Below are 19,933 nucleotides of genomic sequence, written 5' to 3' on the forward strand. Positions count from 1 at the left end.
ACCGACATGATCCGCACACTCGTCCGCAATCGGGTGATCCAGAGGATCGCGCAGACGCTGCTGACCCTGTTCGGCGTCGCGATCTTCATCTTCGTCATGCTCAGGGCCATCCCCGGCGACCAGATCACCGCGGGGCTGGGCACCGAGGCGGCCGCGCTCACGCCCGCGCAGCGCGCGTCCCTGGAAAGCTACTACGGTCTCGACAAACCGCTCGTCGAACAGTTCTTCTCGTGGCTGGGCAACGTGTTCACCGGCAACCTCGGCTTCTCGGCCCGGGCGCAGGAGAGCGTGCTGGACCTGTCGCTGCACGCGCTGCCGGTCACCGCGGAGCTGGCGGTGCTGGCCATCGTGCTGGCGCTGCTGATCGGCGTCCCGCTAGGCATGCTGTCGGCGTCCAAACCGGACTCCGCCCGCGACGGCTTCGGCCAGCTGGTGGGTCTGGCGGGTCTGTCGATCCCGGCGTTCCTGCTGGCGACGCTGTCGCTGTCGATCCTGGCCTCGACGCTGGGCTTCAACCCCAACGGCGAGGTCTTCGTGACGTTCGTCGAGGATCCGCTGCTGAATCTGCAACAGATGCTGTTGCCGTCCCTTGTGCTGGGTTTCGGGATCGCCGCGCCCATCATGCGCACCACGCGCACGGCGGTACTGGAGGTCCGGTCACTGGACTTCGTCCGCACCGCCCGCGCCAAGGGGGTACCGGCCCGTCGGCTCCAGGTCAAGCACGTGCTCGGCAACGCGCTGATCCCGATCGTGACCATGACCGGTCTGCAACTGGGTTACCTGCTGGGCGGCGCGGTCGTGGTGGAGCAGATCTTCTCCATCCCCGGCATCGGACGTCAAGTGCTGCTTGGCATCCAGCAGAAGGAGTACGCGCTGGTGCAGAGCACGGTGCTCATCATCGCGCTGGCCTTCGTCCTCGTCAACCTGGCCACCGATCTGCTGTATCGGGCCATCGACCCCCGGGTGCGCGCATGACCGACCTGACCCAACCCGCACTGACCCGGCTCGACACGCCCGCGACACCGGGCCGGTTCCGGGAACTGTTGCGCAGCCGCTCCGGCCTCATCGGTTTCATCCTGATCGCGGTGCTGGCGCTGTTGAGCCTGGCGTCGTTCGCCGGGCTGATCCCGCACGACCCGGTCGCGCAGGACCCGCCGTCGCGGCTGCTGCCGCCCTCGGCCGAGCACCTGCTGGGCACCGACCAGTTCGGACGCGACGTCTTCGCCCGGGTCGCCGCCGCGGTCGCCAACTCGGCGCTGATCGCGGTGGTGGCGGTCGCCTTCGCCACCGTCGTGGGCACACTGGGCGGGCTGGTCGCCGGTTTCTACCGGGGCTTCGCCGACGGCGCGACCAGCGCGGTCACCAACGTGCTGTTCGCGTTCCCGCCGCTGCTGCTGGCGCTGGCGCTGGCGTCGGTGTTCAGCCGCGACTGGTTCACCATCGCCGTGGCCATCGCCATCGTGTACGTGCCGATCTTCGTGCGGGTGGTGCGCGGCCCGGTGCTGTCGCTGCGGGAGGTCGAGTACGTCAAGGCGGCCGTGGCCACCGGACAGCGGCGCTCGGCGATCATGCTGCGGCACGTGCTGCCCAACATCACCTCCATCGTCATCGTCCAGGTGACGCTGTCGCTGTCGTGGGCCGTGCTGACCGAGGCGGCGCTGAGCTTCCTCGGGCTGGGCACGCCGCCCCCGGCGCCGTCGCTGGGTCTGATGATCTTGGACGCCCGGACGCTGGTCACGGTGGCACCGTGGACGATGCTGGCCCCGGGATTGGCGATCGTCTTGTTGGTGGTGGGTCTGAACCTGCTGGGTGACGGCCTGCGTGACGTCTACGATCCTCGCGGTCGGGGGCGCAAGTGAACACGGGAGCGCGCATGAGAGTCCTGGGAATGATCTCCGGTACCTCGCACGACGGTATCGACACCGCGATCGTCGACTTCGGAGCCGACGGGGATCGCCTGCACGGCCGTATCGTCCACACCGGATCCCATCCGTACCCGACCGGGCTGCGGTCCCGGCTGGCCGCAGCCCTGCCTCCCGCCGAGACGACACTGTCCGAAGTGTGCGAACTGGACACCCTCATCGGCCAGACTTTCGCGTCGGCGGCGGCCGAGGCGATCCTCGCGTCCGGCGACGTCGACCTGATCGTCTCGCACGGCCAGACCGTGTACCACTGGGTCGAGGGCGGCCACGCGCATGGGACCCTTCAGATCGGGCAACCCGCGTGGATCGCCGAACGCACCGGAGCGCCCGTCCTGTCGGACGTGCGGATTCGCGACATCACCGCCGGTGGACACGGCGCGCCACTGGTGTCCTACATGGACACACTTCTGTTGGCGGGCGTCGACGGCGTCCCGGCCGCACTGAACCTGGGCGGCATCGCCAACATCTCGATCCCGCGTGGCGCGGGCGATGTCACCGCCTACGACATCGGACCCGCCAACGCGCTCATCGACGCGGCCGTGGTCCGCCACGGTGGCCATCCCGCCGGTTTCGACGAGGACGGCCGGATCGCCGCGTCCGGCACCGTTGACGAGGCATTGTTGGCCGTGCTGCTCGCCGACGCCTACTATCGTTTGCCCGCGCCCAAAAGCACCGGCAAAGAGCACTTTCACATCGGCTATGTCGACCAGGCCGTGGCGACCGCCGGAAGCCAGATCGGTTTCGCCGACCTCGTCGCCACCCTCACCGAGCTGACCATCCGCACCGTCGCCGACGATGTCCGGGCCGCCGGGGTGACGAAACTGCTGGTCTCCGGGGGTGGCGCCCACAATCCCGTCATCATGGACGGACTGCGTTCCGCGTTGACCGGTACCGAGGTGGCCTCCTCCGACACGCTGGGCGCACCGGCCGACGACAAGGAGGCCATCGCGTTCGCGCTCATCGGCTGGTGCACCGCCCACGGCCTGCCCGGCAGCAACCCGGCGGGCACCGGCGCCCGCTCCGCCCGGATCCTGGGCACCCTGACGCCGGGCGCTGGACCGCTGACGCTTCCCACCCCGCTGACCCGGGCACCGCGATCTCTTGTGCTGGAGCCAGGGAAGTGACGCCATGACCGTGACGCTGCGCCCGGCCGGTCCGGCTGACCTCGACGCGATCACCGAGGTGATGCTCGCCTGCTGGCGGGAAAGCTACGCCACCGTCCTGCCCGAGCGGGCCATCGCGACGATGACTCCCGAACTGGTGGAACGACTGTGGACGCGGGCGTTGACGGGCACCGCGCCCGGCGCGGCGATCGTCGCGGTCTCCGAGGCCGGGGCCGTCCTCGGGGTCACCCGCTACGAGCTCGGCCCCGACCACGGGGGGATCGTGCAGTCGCTGTACGTTTCGCCTCGCGCGCAACGACTCGGCATCGGCGCCCGGCTGCTGTCGGCCGCCGTCGCGGGGCTGCGCGACCTCGACGCCCCGCGTTTCCACCTGTGGGTGTTCGCCGACAACGCCCCGTCCATCGCCTTCTACCAGCGCCAAGGCTGGGTCCTGGACGGCACCTCGCGGGTGCAGGCCGGGTTCGACGTCGAGGAACTGCGCCTCGAATACGCAGGCTCCGACCCGGATCCCGGCCGATCCAGCGCACTGCGGCGGACCGCCAGCGACATCGTCGCGTCCGGCCCCGACGCCCCCGCCGGAGTCTCCATAGGACTACGCACGGCGGGCGGCGAGTTCACCGCCGTGACCGGAAACCGCTCCCTCGGCGACACCGCCGAACCCATGACGCTGTCCACCCACCACGATCTGGCCTCGATCACCAAGATCCTCGCCACCACCACCGCGCTCATCGCCCTGGTCTCCGCCGCACACGTCCACCTGGACGACCCCGTCGCCCGCTACCTGCCCGGATTCACCGGCGACGGCAAGGAAACCGTGACCATCCGGCAGCTGTTGACCCACCGAGGTGGACTGTGGGAATGGCAGCCCCTCTACCTCAACGGCCGCACCGGCGAGACGGCGATCCGTTACGTCGAACAACTTCCGCTGCGGTACCGCCCCGACACCGCTCGCCACTACTCCGACCTCGGCTTCATCCTGCTGGGCCGCGTCATCGCCGCCATCACCGGCGTACGGCTCGACGAGGCCGTCAAACACCTGGTCACCAAGCCGCTCGGCCTCGACGCCACCGGCTACCGCACCGCGACCAGCCCCGCCATCGCCGACATCGCGGTCAGTGCCCCCGGTGACGTCACCGAACAGCGCATGGTCGCCACCGGCGTGCCGTACCCGGTACTGGAGTCCGATGCCCGTTTCGGCGGCTGGCGTTCGCGCCCCATTGCCGGGGAAGTCAACGACGGCAACGCCTTCCACGCCTTCGGCGGCGTCAGCGGCCACGCCGGACTGTTCTCGACGCTGGGTGACCTGCTCGACTACGCCTGGGCCCTGGCCCACTACCGCGATCACGACTCACTGTGGAACCCGCGAGTCGTCGAGACCTTCCTGACCGACGGGCCCGATGCCGAACAGGCACTCGGCTTCCGCCGCTACCGGTTCACCGCCGACGGCAAGACCACCACTATGTACGGACATCCGGGTTTCGTCGGCTGCGTCGTCGGCTTCTCCCCCGACGCCGGTGTCGCACTGGCCCTGTGTTCCAACCGGCTGGCGCGAACCGACAACCCCGTACCCAACGACGAGTTGTGGTCGCTGGCCCGCACGGCGGCCAACACCCAACTGACCGGCCTCGACCCGAAAGCGCGAAGGTGACCATGAACCAGCCAGTGTTGAGTATCCGCGACCTGTCGGTGGCCTTCCGCACCAACGGATCCGACGTCACCGCCGTCAACGGTGTCAGCCTCGACGTACCGCAGGGCCACACCGTCGCCGTGGTCGGCGAGTCCGGCTCCGGAAAGTCCACGACGGCCGCCGCCGTCAACCGGCTGCTGCCCGCCAACGGGCGCATCACCTCCGGCCAGGTCCTGTTCAAGGGCGAGGACCTCGCCGACCTGAGCGAACGCCGGATGAGGGCCATCCGGGGCGCCGGGATCGGGCTCGTCCCACAGGACCCCATGTCCAACCTCAACCCGCTGCTGCGCGTCGGCGACCAGGTCGCCGAGGCGCTTGAGGTCCACGACCGCGCGCACGGCAGGACCGCCCACGCCCGCGCCGTCGAACTGCTCGACAGCGTCGGCATCCCCGATGCGGAGCGGCGCGCTCGCCAGTACCCGCACGAGTTCTCCGGCGGTATGCGGCAGCGCGTCCTCATCGCCATGGGGCTGGCCTGCGAACCCAGCCTGCTGATCGCCGACGAACCGACCTCCGCCCTGGACGTCACGCTCCAGCGCCGCATCCTCGACCAGCTGGACACCCTCACCACGAACCTGGGCACCAGCGTCCTGCTCATCACCCACGACCTGGCCCTGGCGGCCGAACGCGCCGACACCGTCGCCGTCATGTACCACGGCGAGATCGTGGAATCCGGTGGCGCGCAGGACATCCTGGCCGACCCGCAACACGAGTACACCCGCAGGCTGCTGGCCGCCGCACCCAGCCTCACCTCCGCGACCACCGTCGCCGGGCCCCTGGAACCCGAAGCCCGTCCCGACGCCACCGATCTCATCACCGTGGACAAGCTCACCAAACGGTTCCCGATCCGGGCCTCGGGCTCTAGCTCCGAGTTCACCGCCGTCGACGAGGTCGGCTTCACCATCCCGCGCGGCCACACCGTGTCCATCGTGGGGGAATCGGGCTCCGGCAAGTCCACCACCGCCAACCTGATTCTCGGACTGGAGAAGCCGAGCTCCGGCAGCATCGCCTTCGAAGGCGCCGACATCACCACGATGAACCAGAAGGAGACGTTCGCGCTGCGCCGCCGCGTCCAGCCGGTGTTCCAGAACCCTTACGCGTCACTCGATCCCCGATACACCGTCGAACAGTCCATCGCCGAGCCGCTGCGGGTTCACCGCGTCGGCGACAAGAAATCGCGCCACGACACCGTTGTCAAGCTCCTCGACCAGGTGGCGTTGCCGTCCACGATGGCCGAACGGCTCCCCCACGAACTGTCCGGCGGCCAGCGCCAGCGGGTGGCGATCGCCCGCGCCATCGCGCTGTCGCCCGACCTCGTCGTCCTCGACGAGGCGGTGTCGGCGCTGGACGTGCTCGTGCAGGCCCAGATCCTGGAGCTGCTGTCCGAACTGCAACGCGAACTGGGGCTCAGTTACCTGTTCATCAGCCACGACCTGGCGGTGGTGCGGCTGATCTCCCACGCCGTGCACGTCATGCGCGACGGCAGGATCGTCGAAAGCGGGACACCGCAGGCGATCTTCGCCAACCCGCAGGACGACTACACCCGCGAACTGCTCGCCGCCATCCCCGGAGCGGGCCTGGCCACGTAGACGTTCGAGTTCGTTCGGCTGGCGGGCAATTTCCGCCGCCCGCTTACATACTCCATATGGTCCGAGCACGACCCCCATATGGAGACGACTTTGCGTAAGAAGAAGACCCTGATAGCGATCGCGGGCGTGGCGCTGACCGCGGCCGGAGTGGTCGGCGGCTACACCGCCGTCGCCGACACGTCCAGCAAGGCCTCGTGTGTGGGCGCCAGCTCCTGCACCAAGACCTTCACCGTGACCAAGGGCGTCGACCTGCACGTCTACGTCGACGCCGAGGCGGGCGCGAACAACGAGGTGCAGTGGTCGGTGTCGCCCAACGTCGAGGGTTCACCCCACTGCGGCGGCAAGATGCGGGTGGACGACCCGCCGTTCCAGCCGACCTGTTCCAACTACCCCTACTCGATCGCGCACGTCACGGTGTGGGACCCGACCATGACCACCCACACCTACGAAGCCCGCGCCTGGAACTAACCCATCGGGTGGCTCGCGTCATCGCGAGCCACCCTACTGTGGATCGCGCTACTTCAGGCCGTAGGAGCGGATAGTGGAGTGCTCCACGGTTTGCCCCTTGTCGTCCTCGGCGGTGAACTTCACCGACACGAACGTCGCGCCGTCGGGGTGTTCCAGTGTGGCGGTGGCGTGGTCGCCGTCGCGTTCGATCGTGACGTCCTGCCAGGTCTTTCCGTCGTCATAGGACACCCGGAAGGTCATGTCCGCGCAGGTGCGGTCCTCGGCGCCGGGCTGGGTGGTGAAGTCGAGTTCGACGTCCTGCGGTTTGTCGGCGGAGGCGTATCCGCCCTCGATTCCGGCGGCGGTGAACCGTACCGCCGACAGGTCGAGCACCGTGTCCTTCGTGACCGGAGCGGAGTCGAACTCCCAGGTCGCCGTGGAGCGGGTGCCCAGCGGTGTCCAGGTAGCCTCGCGTTCGCCGTCGAAGGTGGCCTTGTATCGTCCCTTGTCGTCCTCGGGCAGCTGGGCGGTCACGGCCGCGCCGTCGTCGCTCTTGCCCAGTTCCTTGCCGTCCTTGCTGATCACGGCCTGGCCCTTCAGGCCCCAGGAGGTGATGGTCTCGCCTTCGACGCCGGTGTTGAACATCGGCGGTCGGGTGAGCAGTTCGGGTTCGTCGGCGTAGGGCCAGCGCTCCATTCCGGAACCGTAGTACGGAAACAGCGGGTCGGAGACTCCCACCGACAGCGCGGATCCCGACAGCCAGGGCATGTCCTGGGTTCCCGGTTCCATCGCGCCACTGTGGTGCAACACGTCGTCGACGCGTTCGTCGTTGGCTCCTTCGAAGCTGCCCAGCAGCGACCATTCCACGTCGGGGTCGGCGGTGTAGTACTCGGTGCGCTGCGACGGGACCTTGACCGAGGCGGACGGCTGGTAGGCGGTGGGCTCGTACACCTTGTGGTAGCTGAGGTTGGCGCGCGCCATGTCCGCCTCGGCGCCCATGCTGTTGTAGTTCGCCTTCCGGGCCGCCAGTGCGTCGTCGTGGACGGTGACGGAGGGGTCGGCGGGGATTCCCTCCTCCGTGACGGAGAAGAGGCTGTAGCTGTAGGGGTTCGCGGCGTCGGCGGGGCTGGCCAGTTCGGATCGCAGGGTCAGCCCGGCCTTGTGATCCTTGGGTTTCTCGGACGGGATCGCGTGCAGCTTCGTCTTCGGGCCCAGCAGATAGGTGCTGCCGATGCCGTCGTCGTCGGCGCGATGGGAGTAGAACTCCAGGGACTGGGTCTGTGGCTGGGCGTCGGCGGCGTCGACGTTGAAGGCGACAGGTTTGGCCTTGGTGCCGTCGACGGTCAATTCAGCGGCCTCGTCGGTGACCGTCAGGTCGGCGACCGTTCCGACCACATCGGAGTAGTCGTCGCCGTCGGCTTTGGCCATGTCGGCGACGAAGCCGTAGTCGCCGGGCGGGAGTTCCACGGTCGCGGTGCCCTTGTCGGCGTCGAAGAAGTCGAAGTCACCGGTGTCGAGATTCGTCCAGATGCCTCCGGCCGCCGCCGGTACCGAACCGTCGAGCCAGGAGAACGTGACGGTGACCTTGGTGGCCGCCTTGGATTCGCCCGCGTCGCCTTCCATGAAGGACTTGCCGAGTCTCCCCGGCGAGGTGACGTCGCGGGCGTCGGTGTACCCGTTGCGCAGCAGGGCGTCGACATTGAACAGTCGGGCGTCGGTCTCTCCGGAGCGCACGTCGTCGAGGACGTCGACGGGAACCGCGATCCGGTCGCCGCCGGGCAGCCGGGGGGCGTAGAACTCGAACGTCTCGTCGCCGGAAGCCGGGATCAGCGCGCCATCGCCGGTGACGCGGACCTTGTCCCCGGTCGGCAGGGTCACGACGACGGGTGCCGACGCGGCCGGTGCCGGGCCGGCCGCGTCGGCGGGGGAAAACGGATCGGCGTACACCATGCCGCCGCTGGCGAGCAGCGCGGCGGCGACGGCAAGCGCTACGGCGTAACGCTTTCGCATGAGAACCTCCAGGGGTGAACGGGTGGCGCCAACTATACATAGCATGTATACACCACGTGTATAGTGGCGCAAAAATATTGCGTTGAGGTGCCAAAACTTTCAATCGGGTAGATCGCCTGTTCGATTAGGGTCGAGACGACCGTTGACCCGACCCGAAAGTGACCACCATGGACATCGATCTGGCCCGCATCGAACAGGCCGCCGCCACCATCGACCCGGTATTCCTCAACACTCCACAGTATGTCGACGACCGGCTCAGTGAGGCGCTGCGGCGCACCGTCACCGTCAAACTCGAGACCGCCAACCCGATCCGCAGTTTCAAGGGCCGGGGCGCCGATTTTCTGCTGCGCCACCTGGAACCCCGCGGCAAGGTCGTGTGCGCCTCGGCGGGCAACTTCGGGCAGGCGATGGCGTACTGCGGACGCAGCCACGGCATCCCCGTCGAGGTGTTCGTCGCCGCATCCATCAACCCGGACAAGCGCGCCCGTATGGAAGCCCTGGGCGCCACGGTGACCGTGGCCGGGCCCGACGGTGCCTCGGCGCGGGCCGCCGCCGAGGACTACGCCAGCCGCAACCCGGGTGTCCGCTGCCTGCAGGACGGTCGCGAGGTGCGGGTGGCCGAGGGAGCGGGCACGATCGGCCGGGAACTGGCCGCGATCGACGACCTCGAAGCCGTCGTGGTGCCGGTCGGCGACGGCGCCCTCATCAACGGGATCGGCACCTGGTTCAAGGCCAAGCGGCCGAACGTTCGCGTCATCGGCGTCAACGCCAAGGGCGCGGCCAGCATGCGCGAAAGCCTGCGGGCGGGCCGCGCGGTGAGTGTGCCCGAAGTGGACACTTTCGCCGACGGGATCAGCATCCAGACGCCCTTCGACGTGGCGGTGCGGCGGGCCCGCGAGGTCGTCGACGAGATCCTGCTGGTCGACGACGAGCAGATCGGCGCGGCCATGACGCTGGCCGCCCGCACACTCGGGGTGCTGCTGGAACCGGCGGCCGCCGCCGGGCTGGCCGCCATCGCCGCCGGGGACGTCGCGCAGCGGCGGGTGGCCACCGTGCTCACCGGCGCCAACCCGCGTCCGGAACAGGTGCGCGCTCTCGCGGCGGAACTGGCGCGGTGAACCGGTCCGTCTCGGGCGACAGGGCCCTGCTCACCGGAATCCTCGGTGCGGCACTGATCTCGACCTCGGCGGTGCTGGTGAAGCTGGCCGACCTGCCCGCCACCACCACTGCGGCGTTGCGCACCGGGTACGCGGTGCCGGTGCTGGCGCTGTTGGCCGTCATCGCCTGGCGCCGACGGCCGCTGCCGCGCGACCCGCGCCAGCGGGCCTGGTGCCTGGTGGCCGGAGTGCTGTTCGCCGGTGCCACCCTGATGCAGAACCTGGCGGTGGCCCTGATCGGCGCCGGGATCGCCACCGTGATCTGCAATCTGCAGGTCCTGGTGGTCGCCGTGGGCGCGTGGTGGTGTTTCGCGGAACGACCGCCGCGACGGCTGCTGCTGGCCCTGCCTCCGGCGCTGCTGGGCGTCGTGATGGTCTCGGGAATGCTCGGCGGCCAGGCCACCGGCACCGACCCGAGCCTGGGTGTGTTGGCGGGGCTGGCCAACTCACTGTGTTACGGCGCGTTCCTCATGGTCATGCGGCACGCGCAGCGTTTCGGTGCGGCGCAACCGGTCGCGGCGCTGCGCGACGTGACCGCCGTGGCCTTCGCGGTGTCACTGCTGACGGTGCTGGCCGCCGGGGACGGCGGGATGGCACCCAGCTGGCCCGCGCACGGCTGGATGCTGCTGCTGGCACTGGGGCCGCAGGTGTTCGGCTGGCTGCTGATCACGACGAACCTGCCCCGGCTGCCGCTGGCGGTGTCGGGCCTGCTGCTGTTGCTGCAACCGATGCTCACCATGGGACTGGCGATGGTCCTCTTGGGAGAGAATCCGTCCATTGTGCAGCTGATCGGCTGTGTACTGCTGATGACGGCGGTGGGCTTCGGCGCCGGAACGATAGTGTTGCCACGACCGAAAGGACGGCAATGGTTGAAGTCTCCGTCGACGTCGCCGCGGACGCGGCGGTTCGCGACGACATCGTCGCCTGGATCACCCGGTTCCCGCAGGCCGCCGAACTGAATCTCGAATACACCGACGACACGGTGACCGCGACCCTGCGCAGCCCACCGCAGCTGGCGACCCTGGTGATGACTCTGGCGATGTTCCTGCGCGCCAAGCCCACCGCGCAACGACCGGTCGTGACCGTCACCGCCGCCAACGGCGAGTCGCTGGAAGTCACCACCAGTCCCGATCCCCACAAGATCCGGCAGGCCTACATCGCCATGGACAAGGAACCGCCCCCGCCCGCGCTGACGTCCGCCGTCTCCGGCGACATCATCGACGCCGAGATCGCCGACGAACCGCAACCCGACATCCATCAGAACTCCACAAGATCCGCCATCGACGATTGACCGGCACGGGCCCGGTTCCTAGGCTGGAACGGCCGCCCCGCAGTGCCCGTATCGACGTGGAGGACCCGCGATGCCGTCCGTGTCAACCCCAGTCCCGCTCGGCTCAGCGCGCCCGGCGCGTCGATGGCGGCTGGTGCTGCTGCTGGCGGTGCTGCTCGCCGGTTCGGTGCTCGTCGGCGTCGGCGGTGCGGACGCCCAGCCGACCGACGCACCGCGATCCGAGGACACGGTCGCCGCTGCCGAGCGGCAGTTGCTGCGCGACGGCGTCGGCCTGTATCCCCGCGCGGTTCGCCTGGAGCACAACGGGGACGCCAACGGTCGCGTCGTCGCCGGGGTCGTCAGTTTCGTCGGCAACGGTGACGGCATCGGCGCGATCTACGAGAGCACCGACGACGGCGCGACGTTCGCCGAGGTCGGTCAGGTCGCCGATCCCGACGCCGCCGGGGGCCAGGGTTTGTGTTGCGCGACGCTGTTCGAGCTGCCGCGCCAGGTCGGTGACATGCGCGCCGGGACGCTGTTGTGGGCGGCCTCGGTCGGTGCCGACGAGCCCGACCGTCGCATGTCGCTGCGGATCTGGCGCAGCGACGATCTGGGCCGGACCTGGTCGCACCTGTCGGCCTGCGCCACCGCGCCCGATGCCAAGGGGCTGTGGGAACCGGAGTTCTCGGTGGCCGCCGACGGGGCCCTGGTGTGCCACTACGCCGACGAGACCGATCCGGCCCACAGCCAGAAGTTGATGCACGCGCGCTCGGCCGACGGCGTCACCTGGACCGACCACAGCCCGACGGTCGCCAGCACTCTGGCCTCCGACCGGCCCGGGATGCCGGTGGTGCGGCAGCTGCCGAACGGTACGTACTTCATGAGTTTCGAGATCTGCGCGCCCGACGGCCAGTTCGCCTGCGTCACGCATTACCGCACGTCCGCCGACGGCTGGGACTGGGGCGATCCGGCCCATTTGGGTTTCCAGCCCGAAACCGCCGACGGGAAATACTTCAAACACGCCCCCACGATCACGTGGAAGGCCGATCCCGACAGTCCGAATGGGGCACGGCTGTTCCTGATCGGGCAGATCCTGTTCAACGCCGACGGATCCGTGGCCGCCGAGAACGGTGCCGCGGTGCTCACCAATTCACAGGGCGGTTCGGGACCGTGGGAATTGATTCCGTCACCGGTAGCGGTCAACGCCCCCTCCAACAACTACTGCCCCAACTACAGTTCCACGCTGCTGCCCACTGGGGACGGAAACGCGCTGTTCGGCATCGCCACCGATTACGAGAATGACGTCTGCAAACCCTTCTACGGCACCAGCGCGCCCTGAACGGAACCGCTGGTCACGCGCGGGTCAAAACGTTATCGCCATAACGTGGCCACAATCTGCAAACGCATTCCATAATGGCACATTAAATGGTTTAAATTGGTCGCCAAGCCTTGTGTGTACAACGTTGGATCGATAAGCTGAGATCCGCTTGACACCCTTTCGATAAAGGCGGTTAAGCGAAAGAAAAACCCCCAACTGAGGAGGCGAAAATGCCCCCACCACCCATTTCCCGTCGCGGCGTGCTCGGTCTTTCGGCCGCGGCGGTCGTCGCCGCCACCACGACGGCGATAACCGTCCACTCCGCTTCAGCCGACAACGCCAAGGAGACCAAGGACGTGCATCCCATGGTCATCGAATGCCTGGCCGACCTGAATGCGAGGAAGTAAGCGATGGCAACCATTCCATGGCTCGTCGAGGTACTGCGGGCCGACGGCGTCGAGGTCGTCGAGGAAGGTGACTGGCAGAACCACATGCGGCCCGGGGAGTTCGCTCCCATCGGGGTGCTGTGGCACCACACCGCCGGTCCGCCCAGCAGCGCCGAGAACCCGGCACCGTCGCTGGGCACGGTGATCAACGGCCGCCCCGACCTGCCCGGCCCGCTGGCGCAGGCGCTGGTCGACTTCAACGGCGTCTTCCACGTCATCTCCGCCGGACGCTCCAACCACGCGGGCAAATCCGGTGGCAGCGGCCCGATCCCGGCCGGTGACGGCAACGCCCTGATGGTGGGCTGGGAGATCGACTACGACGGTGTGAACCAGCAGATGTCGCCCGCGCAGTACCAGGCTTCCCTGAAGGCCACCGCGGCCGTCCTGCGTCGACTCGGCACCGACGCAGAACACGCCCGCGGCCACAAGGAGACCAGTACGACCGGCAAGATCGACCCGTCCTTCGTCGATCTCGCGGCGATGCGCGCCGAAGTCGCCAAGTTGATCTAGACCGCACGATCGCGGGGGCGGTTCGGAACTGATTCCGAACCGCCCCTGTCGCGTCCTAGGGGCGCCACTCCTTCTGGTAGTCGGCGTGGCGGGAGTGCTTGAGCGCCATCATCCGGATCACGTACAAGGCCAGCTTGACCTCGGGAGAGTTGAGCTTGGTGGATCCGTCGACGACCTGGATGCAGCGTTGCAGCATCCGGCGTTCGGCGCGCACGTCCCGGATCGTCTTGGCCGGGTCGTGACGCGCGATGTGTACCGCGGCTTCCAGATCCATCTCCAGGATGCCGTTGCTGTACAGCCCCGGGCTGGTCTCACCGTCGTAACCCCCCGGAACCGGGAACTGTTCTACAGTCGACAACCAGCACACCTCGCCGGGCCCGGTGACGCATCCGGGTTCCGGCGAGGGCGGCACTTTGAAACTGAGGTACTCGTTGCCATGCCGCCATTGCCAGTGCACCCCACCCGGAACCGGGTCGGGGGTGGCGTCGGTGCTTTGGGTACCGAGACCGTCGGGCGGCCGAGACGCGGCCAGCGCCCACGTCTCGTCCTCGTTGAGCCGGGCCTTGATGAAATCGACGAGCTGAGTCAAAGCGCACCGTCCTATCCGGTCAGAACGTTTCGATAATCGCGTTTCGTGGTCGTCCGCCGCGGTGGATCGGCGAGAGGCCGCCGTCCGTCCAAAGCCGACGGTGTCCGAAACGAACCGGGGACCCGGTGGGGGTGCCGCCACTGGTCGATCAGGCCGGGAGCTTTGAAAGGATGGCCGAGTGCGGACCGGAGCCTCAGAATACAAGGCGGACAAGGGTTTCAGGCTCAGAATTACTGTCGGATTTCTTGCAGTTGTCCGACCTCAGTGGTCTTGACTGATCTCGGCGGTCGCCTCGGACATGAGGGTGGCGTTGGTGTCCAGGAACTCGGCGAGGAGGGCGAGTTGGTCGTCGTCGTAGCGTTCCAGCAGTTCGGTCAGCCGCCGGAAGTAAGCCGCGAACTGGGTCTCGACGCCTTGCAGCAGCTGCGAGTCGAGCGCGACCAGCACGCGGCGCGCGTCGCCTTCGGCCTTGAGCCGCTTGACGTATCCCCGCTTGACCAAGCGATCGACGGCCCCGGTGATGGACGCGGGGGCCAGCCCGGAGTGCCGGGACAGCTCACCGGCGCTCAGGGGTCCGTGCTGGTCGAGCAGCCCGAGGATCTTCCAGTCGGAGACGCCGATGCCGAGGTGCTGACTCAGCGCGGTGTGGAACATGACGGCGGCGTCGCTGGTGCGGCGTCCGGCGTTGGTCAGGCGTTCCACCAGTGCGGCGCGGTCGTCGGACCTCGGCTGGCGCGGGCCGGTTGACATGCTTACTCCTCGGGGCTAATATTTCGTTCTGCCGAAAGAAATAGTTTTTCCATTCATCTTACCCAGGAGCATCATCATGCGGGTCATCATCATCGGTTCGGGCATCGGCGGTCCCATCGCCGCCGTCGCCCTGCGCAAGGCCGGGATCGAGTCGGTCGTCTACGAAGCCCACGACGGGCCCGGCGTCGGCATCGGCGCCTTCCTCGGACTGGCCCCCAACGGCCTGTCGGTACTGGACACCCTCGGACTGCTCGACGCGGTGCGCGCCACGCCAGGCGCCCACGTCAGCCACCTGACCGAGTTCCTCGACAGCGCCGGACGACGCCTGGGCCAGCTCAGCGACGGCTCCGACCAGCTGGAACCCCGACTGCGCAGCCTCGGCGTGCGCCGGGGCGAACTGCAGGCGGCGCTGGCCGAGGCGGCCCGGGCACACGGCGCGCACATCGAGTACGGCAAGCGGTTCGTCGACTGCGACGACACCGGCTCCGCGGTGATCGCCAGGTTCGCCGACGGCAGCACCGCCGAAGCCGACGTCCTCATCGGAGCCGACGGCCTGCACTCGCGGGTTCGGGCAGCCATCGACCCGGCCGCGCCCACACCCCGTTACTCGGGCATGCTCGGCGTCGGCGGCTGGACCTCCTCGCGATCGGTCGAGCCGACGCCGCCGTCCACCGGGCGGATGGTGTTCGGCAGACGCGGTTTCTTCCTGTACCAGTCGGCCCCCGACGGCGACGTCTACTGGGGAGTGAACTTTCCGCATCCCGAGCTCGACCGCGCGGCCATCGCCGAGCGTGGGGCCGCGACCTGGAAGCGGGAGCTCCTCGACCGCTACGCCGACGACATGCCGGACCTGGCGCGCATCCTGGCCGACAGCGACACCGACTGGTTCCTGCCGTTCGGCCTGTACGACCTCGCCGACCTGCCGCACTGGACCAGGGGCAGGATCGGCCTGATCGGGGACGCCGCCCACGCCGTGCCCAACTCCAGCGGCCAGGGCGCGTCCATGGCCATTGAGGACGGCATCGTCCTGGCCAAGTGCCTGCGGGACATACCGAATCCCGAAGAGGCGCTGCGCGCCTTCGTCGCCTCCCGGCGCGGCCGGGTGGACAGGATCATCACCGAAGGACGCCGACGCGGCAAGCTGAAGACCCTCACCAACCCCGTCGCGGTCACGCTGCGGGATATGGCGATGCGAGCCGTGCTGTGGCGACTGGCCAAGAACAGCGGCCACTCGTGGATCTTCGACCACCGCGTCGACTTCGACGCCCCTGTCAGGACTTGACGTGCTTCTCCAGGTCGTCCAGGATCAGGTTCGCCGCGGTGACACCGATTCCGGTCATCCAGATCTCGTCGTCGACCTCGTGGTCGTTGCCGTCCTTGACGACCGACATCTTCTTCCACAGTGAACCACCGGTGGACTCCGCCTGGGCCTTGGCGGCGGCTTCACCGTAGGCACAGTAGAACAGCACGTCGGCGTCGGCCTCGTCGAGCTTCTCGGACGACAGCTCGGCGAAGCGCTTGTCCTTGGCGTCCTTGAGCTGCTGGAGTTCCGGGCGGGCCAGGCCGGTGTCGCCCACGACGATGCCGGAGAACGAGTCCGGACCGTACATGCGGATGTGGTCGGGCATGAACCGGATGATGCTGACGGTGGTCTTGGACGCGTCGCCCAGTTTCTCGCCGAAGTCCTTGGCGCGGGTCTCGTACTCGTCGAGCAGGTCCTTGGCCTTGTCCCTCTTGCCGATCGCGTCGCCGTCCAGCAGGAAGTTCTCCTTCCAGGTGGTGCCGACGGCCTCGGTGAACACGGTGGGCGCGATCTCGGACAGCTCGTCGTAGAACTCCTCCTGCCGGAACTTGGTGCCCAGGATCAGGTCGGGGTTGAGTTTGTCGATGGCCTCGGTGTCGGGGGCGGTCAGCGTCCCCACCACCTTGACGTCGGACAGGTCGCCCAGGTACTTCGGCAGCTCGGCCTCGTCGGGGCGGGCGGCGGCGATCGGCTTCACGCCCAGGCTCATCACCGTGTCGATCTTGTCGGTGTCCAGGACGACGACCTTCTTGGGTTTCACGGGGATCTCGGTGGAGCCCATGGCGTGTTCGATGGTGCGGGTCTTGCCGCCGTCGGCCGACTCCGATCCCGGGTCGCTGGTGCCGCAAGCCGACAGCGCCAGGGCCGCGGCCACGACGGTCAATACGGTTCGCGTGCGCATGAGTTACTCCTAAGTTGACGGTGGATGCGGATTCTGTCGATACGGGAATGATCAGGGGGTTGCCCGTGACCGGGCAGTCGGTGACCACGCATTCGAGGCCGAACACCTCGGACATCAGGTCGGCGTTCATGACCTCGCCGGGCGGCCCCTGCGCGATCATGCGGCCGTCGCGCATCGCCACGATCTCGTCGGCGTAACGGCAGGCCTCGTTGACGTCGTGCAGCACCGCCACGATGGTGCGTCCCTCGTCGCGGTTGAGGCGCCGCAACAGATCCAGCACGTCCACCTGGTGCGCCAGGTCCAGGAAGGTGGTGGGTTCGTCCAACAGCAGCACGTCGGTGTCCTGGGCCAGCGCCATCGCGATCCACACGCGTTGGCGTTGGCCGCCCGACAGCGTGTCCACCGGCCGCTCCGCGAGTGACTCCACATTGGCCATGCGTAGCGCGGTGGCGACCTTGAGCTCGTCGTCGCGGGACCACTGCTGCCACCAGGACTGGTGGGGCTGTCGTCCCCGGGCCACCAGGTCGACGACGGTGACGCCCTCGGGCACCAGCGGCGACTGCGGCAGGATCCCCATGCGCCGGGCCAGGCGTTTGGTGCCCAGCGAGTTGATGTCGGCCCCGTCCAGCAACACCGCGCCGCCGCTGGGTTTCAGCAGCCGCGCCAGGGTTTTGAGCAAGGTGGACTTTCCGCAGGCGTTGGGGCCGATGATGACGGTGAAGCCGCCGCCGGACAACTCCAGGTCCAGTTCGGATATGACGTCGCGGCTGCCGTAGCCGCAGGAGACCGCGGCGGCCGACAGCTGTACGGGGGCGCGTTTCATGAACTCCTCCGGCGGCGAATGAGCAGGTAGATGAGGAACGGTCCGCCCAGGGCGGCGGTGAGGACCCCGGCGGGCACGTCGTAGCTGCCGAAGACGTTGCGGCCCAGCCAGTCGGCGGTCACCGTCAGCACCGCCCCGGTCAGCGCGGCGCACCACAGTGGCGGACGTTCGGTGCCGGTGAGCCGTCGCGCCAGTTGCGGGGCGACCAGCGCGACGAAGTCGACGGCCCCGACGCTGGCGGTGGCCACGGCGGCCAGCACGACTCCCAGCACGGCCAGCAGGGTGCGCCGGGCGGTGACGCGCACCCCCAGGCCGCGGGCGGTGTCGTCGTCCAGGGCGGTGGTGTCGGCGGCTTTGCCCGCCCACACCAGCACCGGCAGGCACACCGCCACGGCGATGCCGATGACGGCGGCCTCGAAGTAGCCGCGTCCGGCGAAGGTGCCCACCAGCCAGATCTGGGCGCGTTGCGCGTCGATGGCGGGAGCGGCGAGCATGACGATCTGGATGAGGGACTTGAGGATGACGGCCACCGCGATGCCCGCCAGCACGAACCGGTGCGCGGCCAGGCCGTGTTTGGCGCCCAGGTACAGCACCAGCGCGGCGGCGGCCAGTCCCCCGACCAGGCTCACCGGCAGCAGCAGTCCGAACCCGGCACCGGTGGTGAGCGCGATCGTGGCGGCCAGGCCCGCGCCCTGGCTGACACCGATGACGTCCGGGCTGGCCAACGGGTTGCGGGCCACCGACTGGATCAGCGCCCCGGCCAGCCCGAAGGCGACCCCGGCGGCCACCGCGAGCACCACCCGGGGCAGCCGCAGCACGTTGATGAGCCGTTCGTGCCCGGTGCCGCCGGTGGCCATGGCGGTGACGGCGTCGGCGAAGGTGACGTAGGTGTCGCCGACGCACACGCTCAATGTGATGGCGCCCAACAGGACCAGCAGCAGTGCCCCGGCGGTGACGGCGGAACGGCGGCGCACCACCAGGCTCACCGGCCCGACGCGCAGGCTGAAGCGGCCGGGCAGCCGCACGACGTCGTGACTCATACGGCCACCGCCTTGGCGCGGCGCACCAGCAGTATCAGCACCGGCGCCCCCACGAGCGCGGTCACGATCCCGGCGGGCATCTCCCCCGCCGTGATGCGACGCCCCAGCACGTCAGCGGCCAGCAACAGCACCGGACCGAGCAACATGGACACCAACAGGACCGGACGATGGTCGTGTCCCACGAGCAGCCGCACCAGGTGCGGTATCGCCAGCCCGATGAACCCGACCGGTCCCGCGGCGGCGACAGCGGCGCCGGTCAGCAGCGCCACGGCCACGGCACCGGCGAACCGGACGATCCCGGTGCGGTGCCCCAGTCCTGAGGCCATCTCCTCGCCGAGCACCAGTGCGTCCAGGCCGCGCGCGATGACCGCCGCCACGACAAGCCCGGCGACGAGGAACGGCGACACCTGCCAGGCCACGGCGGCATCGCGTCCGGCCAGCGATCCGACCACCCAGAACCGGTACTGGTCAAAGGATTGAGCGCTGGTGGTCAGCACCCCGTAGATGACGGCCGACAGGCTCGCGTCCAGCGCGGTGCCGACCAACGCCAAGGTCACCGGGCTGGAGCCCTCCCGTCCCCGCGACACGGTGTGGGCGATCATGAACCCGACGAGCCCGGCCGCCAGCGCCCCGGCGATCCCGAACCACACGTACTGGGACAGGCTGGCCAGCCCGAAGCCCGCGATGGCCACCACCACCCCCAGCGACGCCCCCGCCGACACCCCGAATATCCTGGGGTCGGCCAGCGGATTGCGGGTCAGGGCCTGCATGATCACCCCGGCGGCGGCCAGCCCCGCTCCCACCAACAGCCCGACCAACGTGCGGGGCAGCCGCTTCTCGATGACGACCGTCGCCTCCACCGAATCGTCGGGCCACAGCAACGCGCCCACCACTTCGGATGGCGACAGGTCCCGGGCGCCCACACTCAGGCTCAGGATCGTCACGCACACCAGGGCGACGACGGCCACCACCGTCACCGTCGCGCGTCGGCGGGCAGGTCGGGGCATCGGGCGTCCTAGTCAGAGGGGCGAAAGTTCGCCCCGAGTG

Annotated in this window: 19 protein-coding genes and 1 pseudogene; 13 read left to right on the plus strand and 7 right to left on the minus strand. The window is 68.8% G+C overall.

Annotation, left to right across the window (positions count from 1 at the left end):
• Positions 1-6: 6 nt before the first annotated feature.
• From SNAS_RS17305 to SNAS_RS17330, 6 genes are all read left to right on the plus strand, one after another.
• Positions 7-975, plus strand: coding sequence for an ABC transporter permease (locus SNAS_RS17305; protein WP_013018743.1), 969 nt, complete (start codon positions 7-9; stop codon positions 973-975).
• Positions 972-1,859 (plus strand): ABC transporter permease, encoded by an 888-nt coding sequence (locus tag SNAS_RS17310; RefSeq protein WP_013018744.1) that lies wholly within the window; start codon positions 972-974, stop codon positions 1,857-1,859. Before SNAS_RS17305 ends, SNAS_RS17310 begins: the two co-directional genes overlap by 4 nt.
• 14 nt (positions 1,860-1,873) lie before the next feature.
• Positions 1,874-3,046 (plus strand): anhydro-N-acetylmuramic acid kinase, encoded by a 1,173-nt coding sequence (locus SNAS_RS17315; protein ID WP_013018745.1) that lies wholly within the window; start codon positions 1,874-1,876, stop codon positions 3,044-3,046.
• A 4-nt stretch (positions 3,047-3,050) separates the two neighbouring features.
• Positions 3,051-4,694 (plus strand): GNAT family N-acetyltransferase, encoded by a 1,644-nt coding sequence (locus SNAS_RS32910; protein ID WP_013018746.1) that lies wholly within the window; start codon positions 3,051-3,053, stop codon positions 4,692-4,694.
• Positions 4,695-4,696: 2 nt separating this feature from the next.
• Positions 4,697-6,322 (plus strand): ABC transporter ATP-binding protein, encoded by a 1,626-nt coding sequence (locus SNAS_RS17325; RefSeq protein ID WP_013018747.1) that lies wholly within the window; start codon positions 4,697-4,699, stop codon positions 6,320-6,322.
• Positions 6,323-6,412: 90 nt separating this feature from the next.
• On the plus strand, positions 6,413-6,790 hold the full coding sequence (locus SNAS_RS17330) for a hypothetical protein (RefSeq protein ID WP_144300536.1): 378 nt from the start codon (positions 6,413-6,415) through the stop codon (positions 6,788-6,790).
• Between the two features lie 48 nt (positions 6,791-6,838).
• Here the strand turns inward: SNAS_RS17330 and SNAS_RS17335 are convergent, their stop codons facing one another.
• Entirely contained in the window at positions 6,839-8,779 is a 1,941-nt protein-coding gene (locus SNAS_RS17335; RefSeq protein WP_013018749.1) for a hypothetical protein, read from the minus strand.
• A gap of 167 nt (positions 8,780-8,946) precedes the next feature.
• Here SNAS_RS17335 and SNAS_RS17340 point away from each other — a divergent pair, with 167 nt between their 5' ends.
• The 6 genes from SNAS_RS17340 to SNAS_RS17360 all read left to right on the plus strand — a co-directional run bounded on the left by SNAS_RS17340 (position 8,947) and on the right by SNAS_RS17360 (position 13,480).
• The gene (locus SNAS_RS17340) at positions 8,947-9,897 is read left to right on the plus strand and encodes a threonine ammonia-lyase (RefSeq protein WP_013018750.1); all 951 of its coding nucleotides are present in this window, start codon (positions 8,947-8,949) and stop codon (positions 9,895-9,897) included.
• Positions 9,894-10,895 (plus strand): DMT family transporter, encoded by a 1,002-nt coding sequence (locus tag SNAS_RS17345; RefSeq protein WP_013018751.1) that lies wholly within the window; start codon positions 9,894-9,896, stop codon positions 10,893-10,895. Before SNAS_RS17340 ends, SNAS_RS17345 begins: the two co-directional genes overlap by 4 nt.
• Complete coding sequence (locus SNAS_RS17350; RefSeq protein WP_041625001.1) at positions 10,802-11,227, plus strand: effector-associated constant component EACC1; 426 nt, start codon at positions 10,802-10,804, stop codon at positions 11,225-11,227. The genes SNAS_RS17345 and SNAS_RS17350 overlap by 94 nt, the downstream gene beginning before the upstream one ends.
• A gap of 70 nt (positions 11,228-11,297) precedes the next feature.
• Positions 11,298-12,545, plus strand: coding sequence for a sialidase family protein (locus SNAS_RS17355; RefSeq protein ID WP_013018753.1), 1,248 nt, complete (start codon positions 11,298-11,300; stop codon positions 12,543-12,545).
• Between the two features lie 209 nt (positions 12,546-12,754).
• Positions 12,755-12,931, plus strand: coding sequence for a twin-arginine translocation signal domain-containing protein (locus SNAS_RS35195; RefSeq protein WP_013018754.1), 177 nt, complete (start codon positions 12,755-12,757; stop codon positions 12,929-12,931).
• A 3-nt stretch (positions 12,932-12,934) separates the two neighbouring features.
• Complete coding sequence (locus SNAS_RS17360) at positions 12,935-13,480, plus strand: peptidoglycan recognition protein family protein (RefSeq protein WP_013018755.1); 546 nt, start codon at positions 12,935-12,937, stop codon at positions 13,478-13,480.
• A 55-nt stretch (positions 13,481-13,535) separates the two neighbouring features.
• Here SNAS_RS17360 and SNAS_RS17365 read toward each other — a convergent pair whose 3' ends face one another.
• The gene (locus SNAS_RS17365) at positions 13,536-14,069 is read right to left on the minus strand and encodes a DUF6221 family protein (protein ID WP_013018756.1); all 534 of its coding nucleotides are present in this window, start codon (positions 14,067-14,069) and stop codon (positions 13,536-13,538) included.
• Between the two features lie 261 nt (positions 14,070-14,330).
• Positions 14,331-14,819, minus strand: a complete 489-nt coding sequence (locus tag SNAS_RS17370) for a MarR family winged helix-turn-helix transcriptional regulator (protein ID WP_013018757.1) — start codon at positions 14,817-14,819, stop codon at positions 14,331-14,333.
• 76 nt (positions 14,820-14,895) lie between these two features.
• Between SNAS_RS17370 and SNAS_RS17375 the strand changes: the two genes are divergently transcribed.
• A complete protein-coding gene (locus SNAS_RS17375) occupies positions 14,896-16,101 on the plus strand; it encodes an FAD-dependent monooxygenase (protein ID WP_013018758.1) in 1,206 nt (401 codons plus the stop codon).
• Here SNAS_RS17375 and SNAS_RS36270 read toward each other — a convergent pair.
• The 4 genes and pseudogenes from SNAS_RS36270 to SNAS_RS17400 all read right to left on the minus strand — a co-directional run bounded on the left by SNAS_RS36270 (position 16,091) and on the right by SNAS_RS17400 (position 19,893).
• Entirely contained in the window at positions 16,091-17,023 is a 933-nt protein-coding gene (locus tag SNAS_RS36270; protein ID WP_013018759.1) for an ABC transporter substrate-binding protein, read from the minus strand. The genes SNAS_RS17375 and SNAS_RS36270 overlap by 11 nt on opposite strands.
• Positions 17,024-17,066: 43 nt before the next feature.
• Positions 17,067-17,846 (minus strand): annotated as a pseudogene (locus tag SNAS_RS37665) (ABC transporter ATP-binding protein); the annotation flags it as partial.
• Entirely contained in the window at positions 17,843-18,886 is a 1,044-nt protein-coding gene (locus SNAS_RS17395; RefSeq protein WP_013018760.1) for a FecCD family ABC transporter permease, read from the minus strand. The gene SNAS_RS17395 and the pseudogene SNAS_RS37665, both read right to left, overlap by 4 nt.
• Positions 18,883-19,893 (minus strand): FecCD family ABC transporter permease, encoded by a 1,011-nt coding sequence (locus tag SNAS_RS17400; RefSeq protein ID WP_013018761.1) that lies wholly within the window; start codon positions 19,891-19,893, stop codon positions 18,883-18,885. Before SNAS_RS17400 ends, SNAS_RS17395 begins: the two co-directional genes overlap by 4 nt.
• Between the last annotated feature and the right edge of the window lie 40 nt (positions 19,894-19,933).

The sequence above is a fragment of the Stackebrandtia nassauensis DSM 44728 genome (assembly GCF_000024545.1).
Classification (GTDB): domain Bacteria; phylum Actinomycetota; class Actinomycetes; order Mycobacteriales; family Micromonosporaceae; genus Stackebrandtia; species Stackebrandtia nassauensis.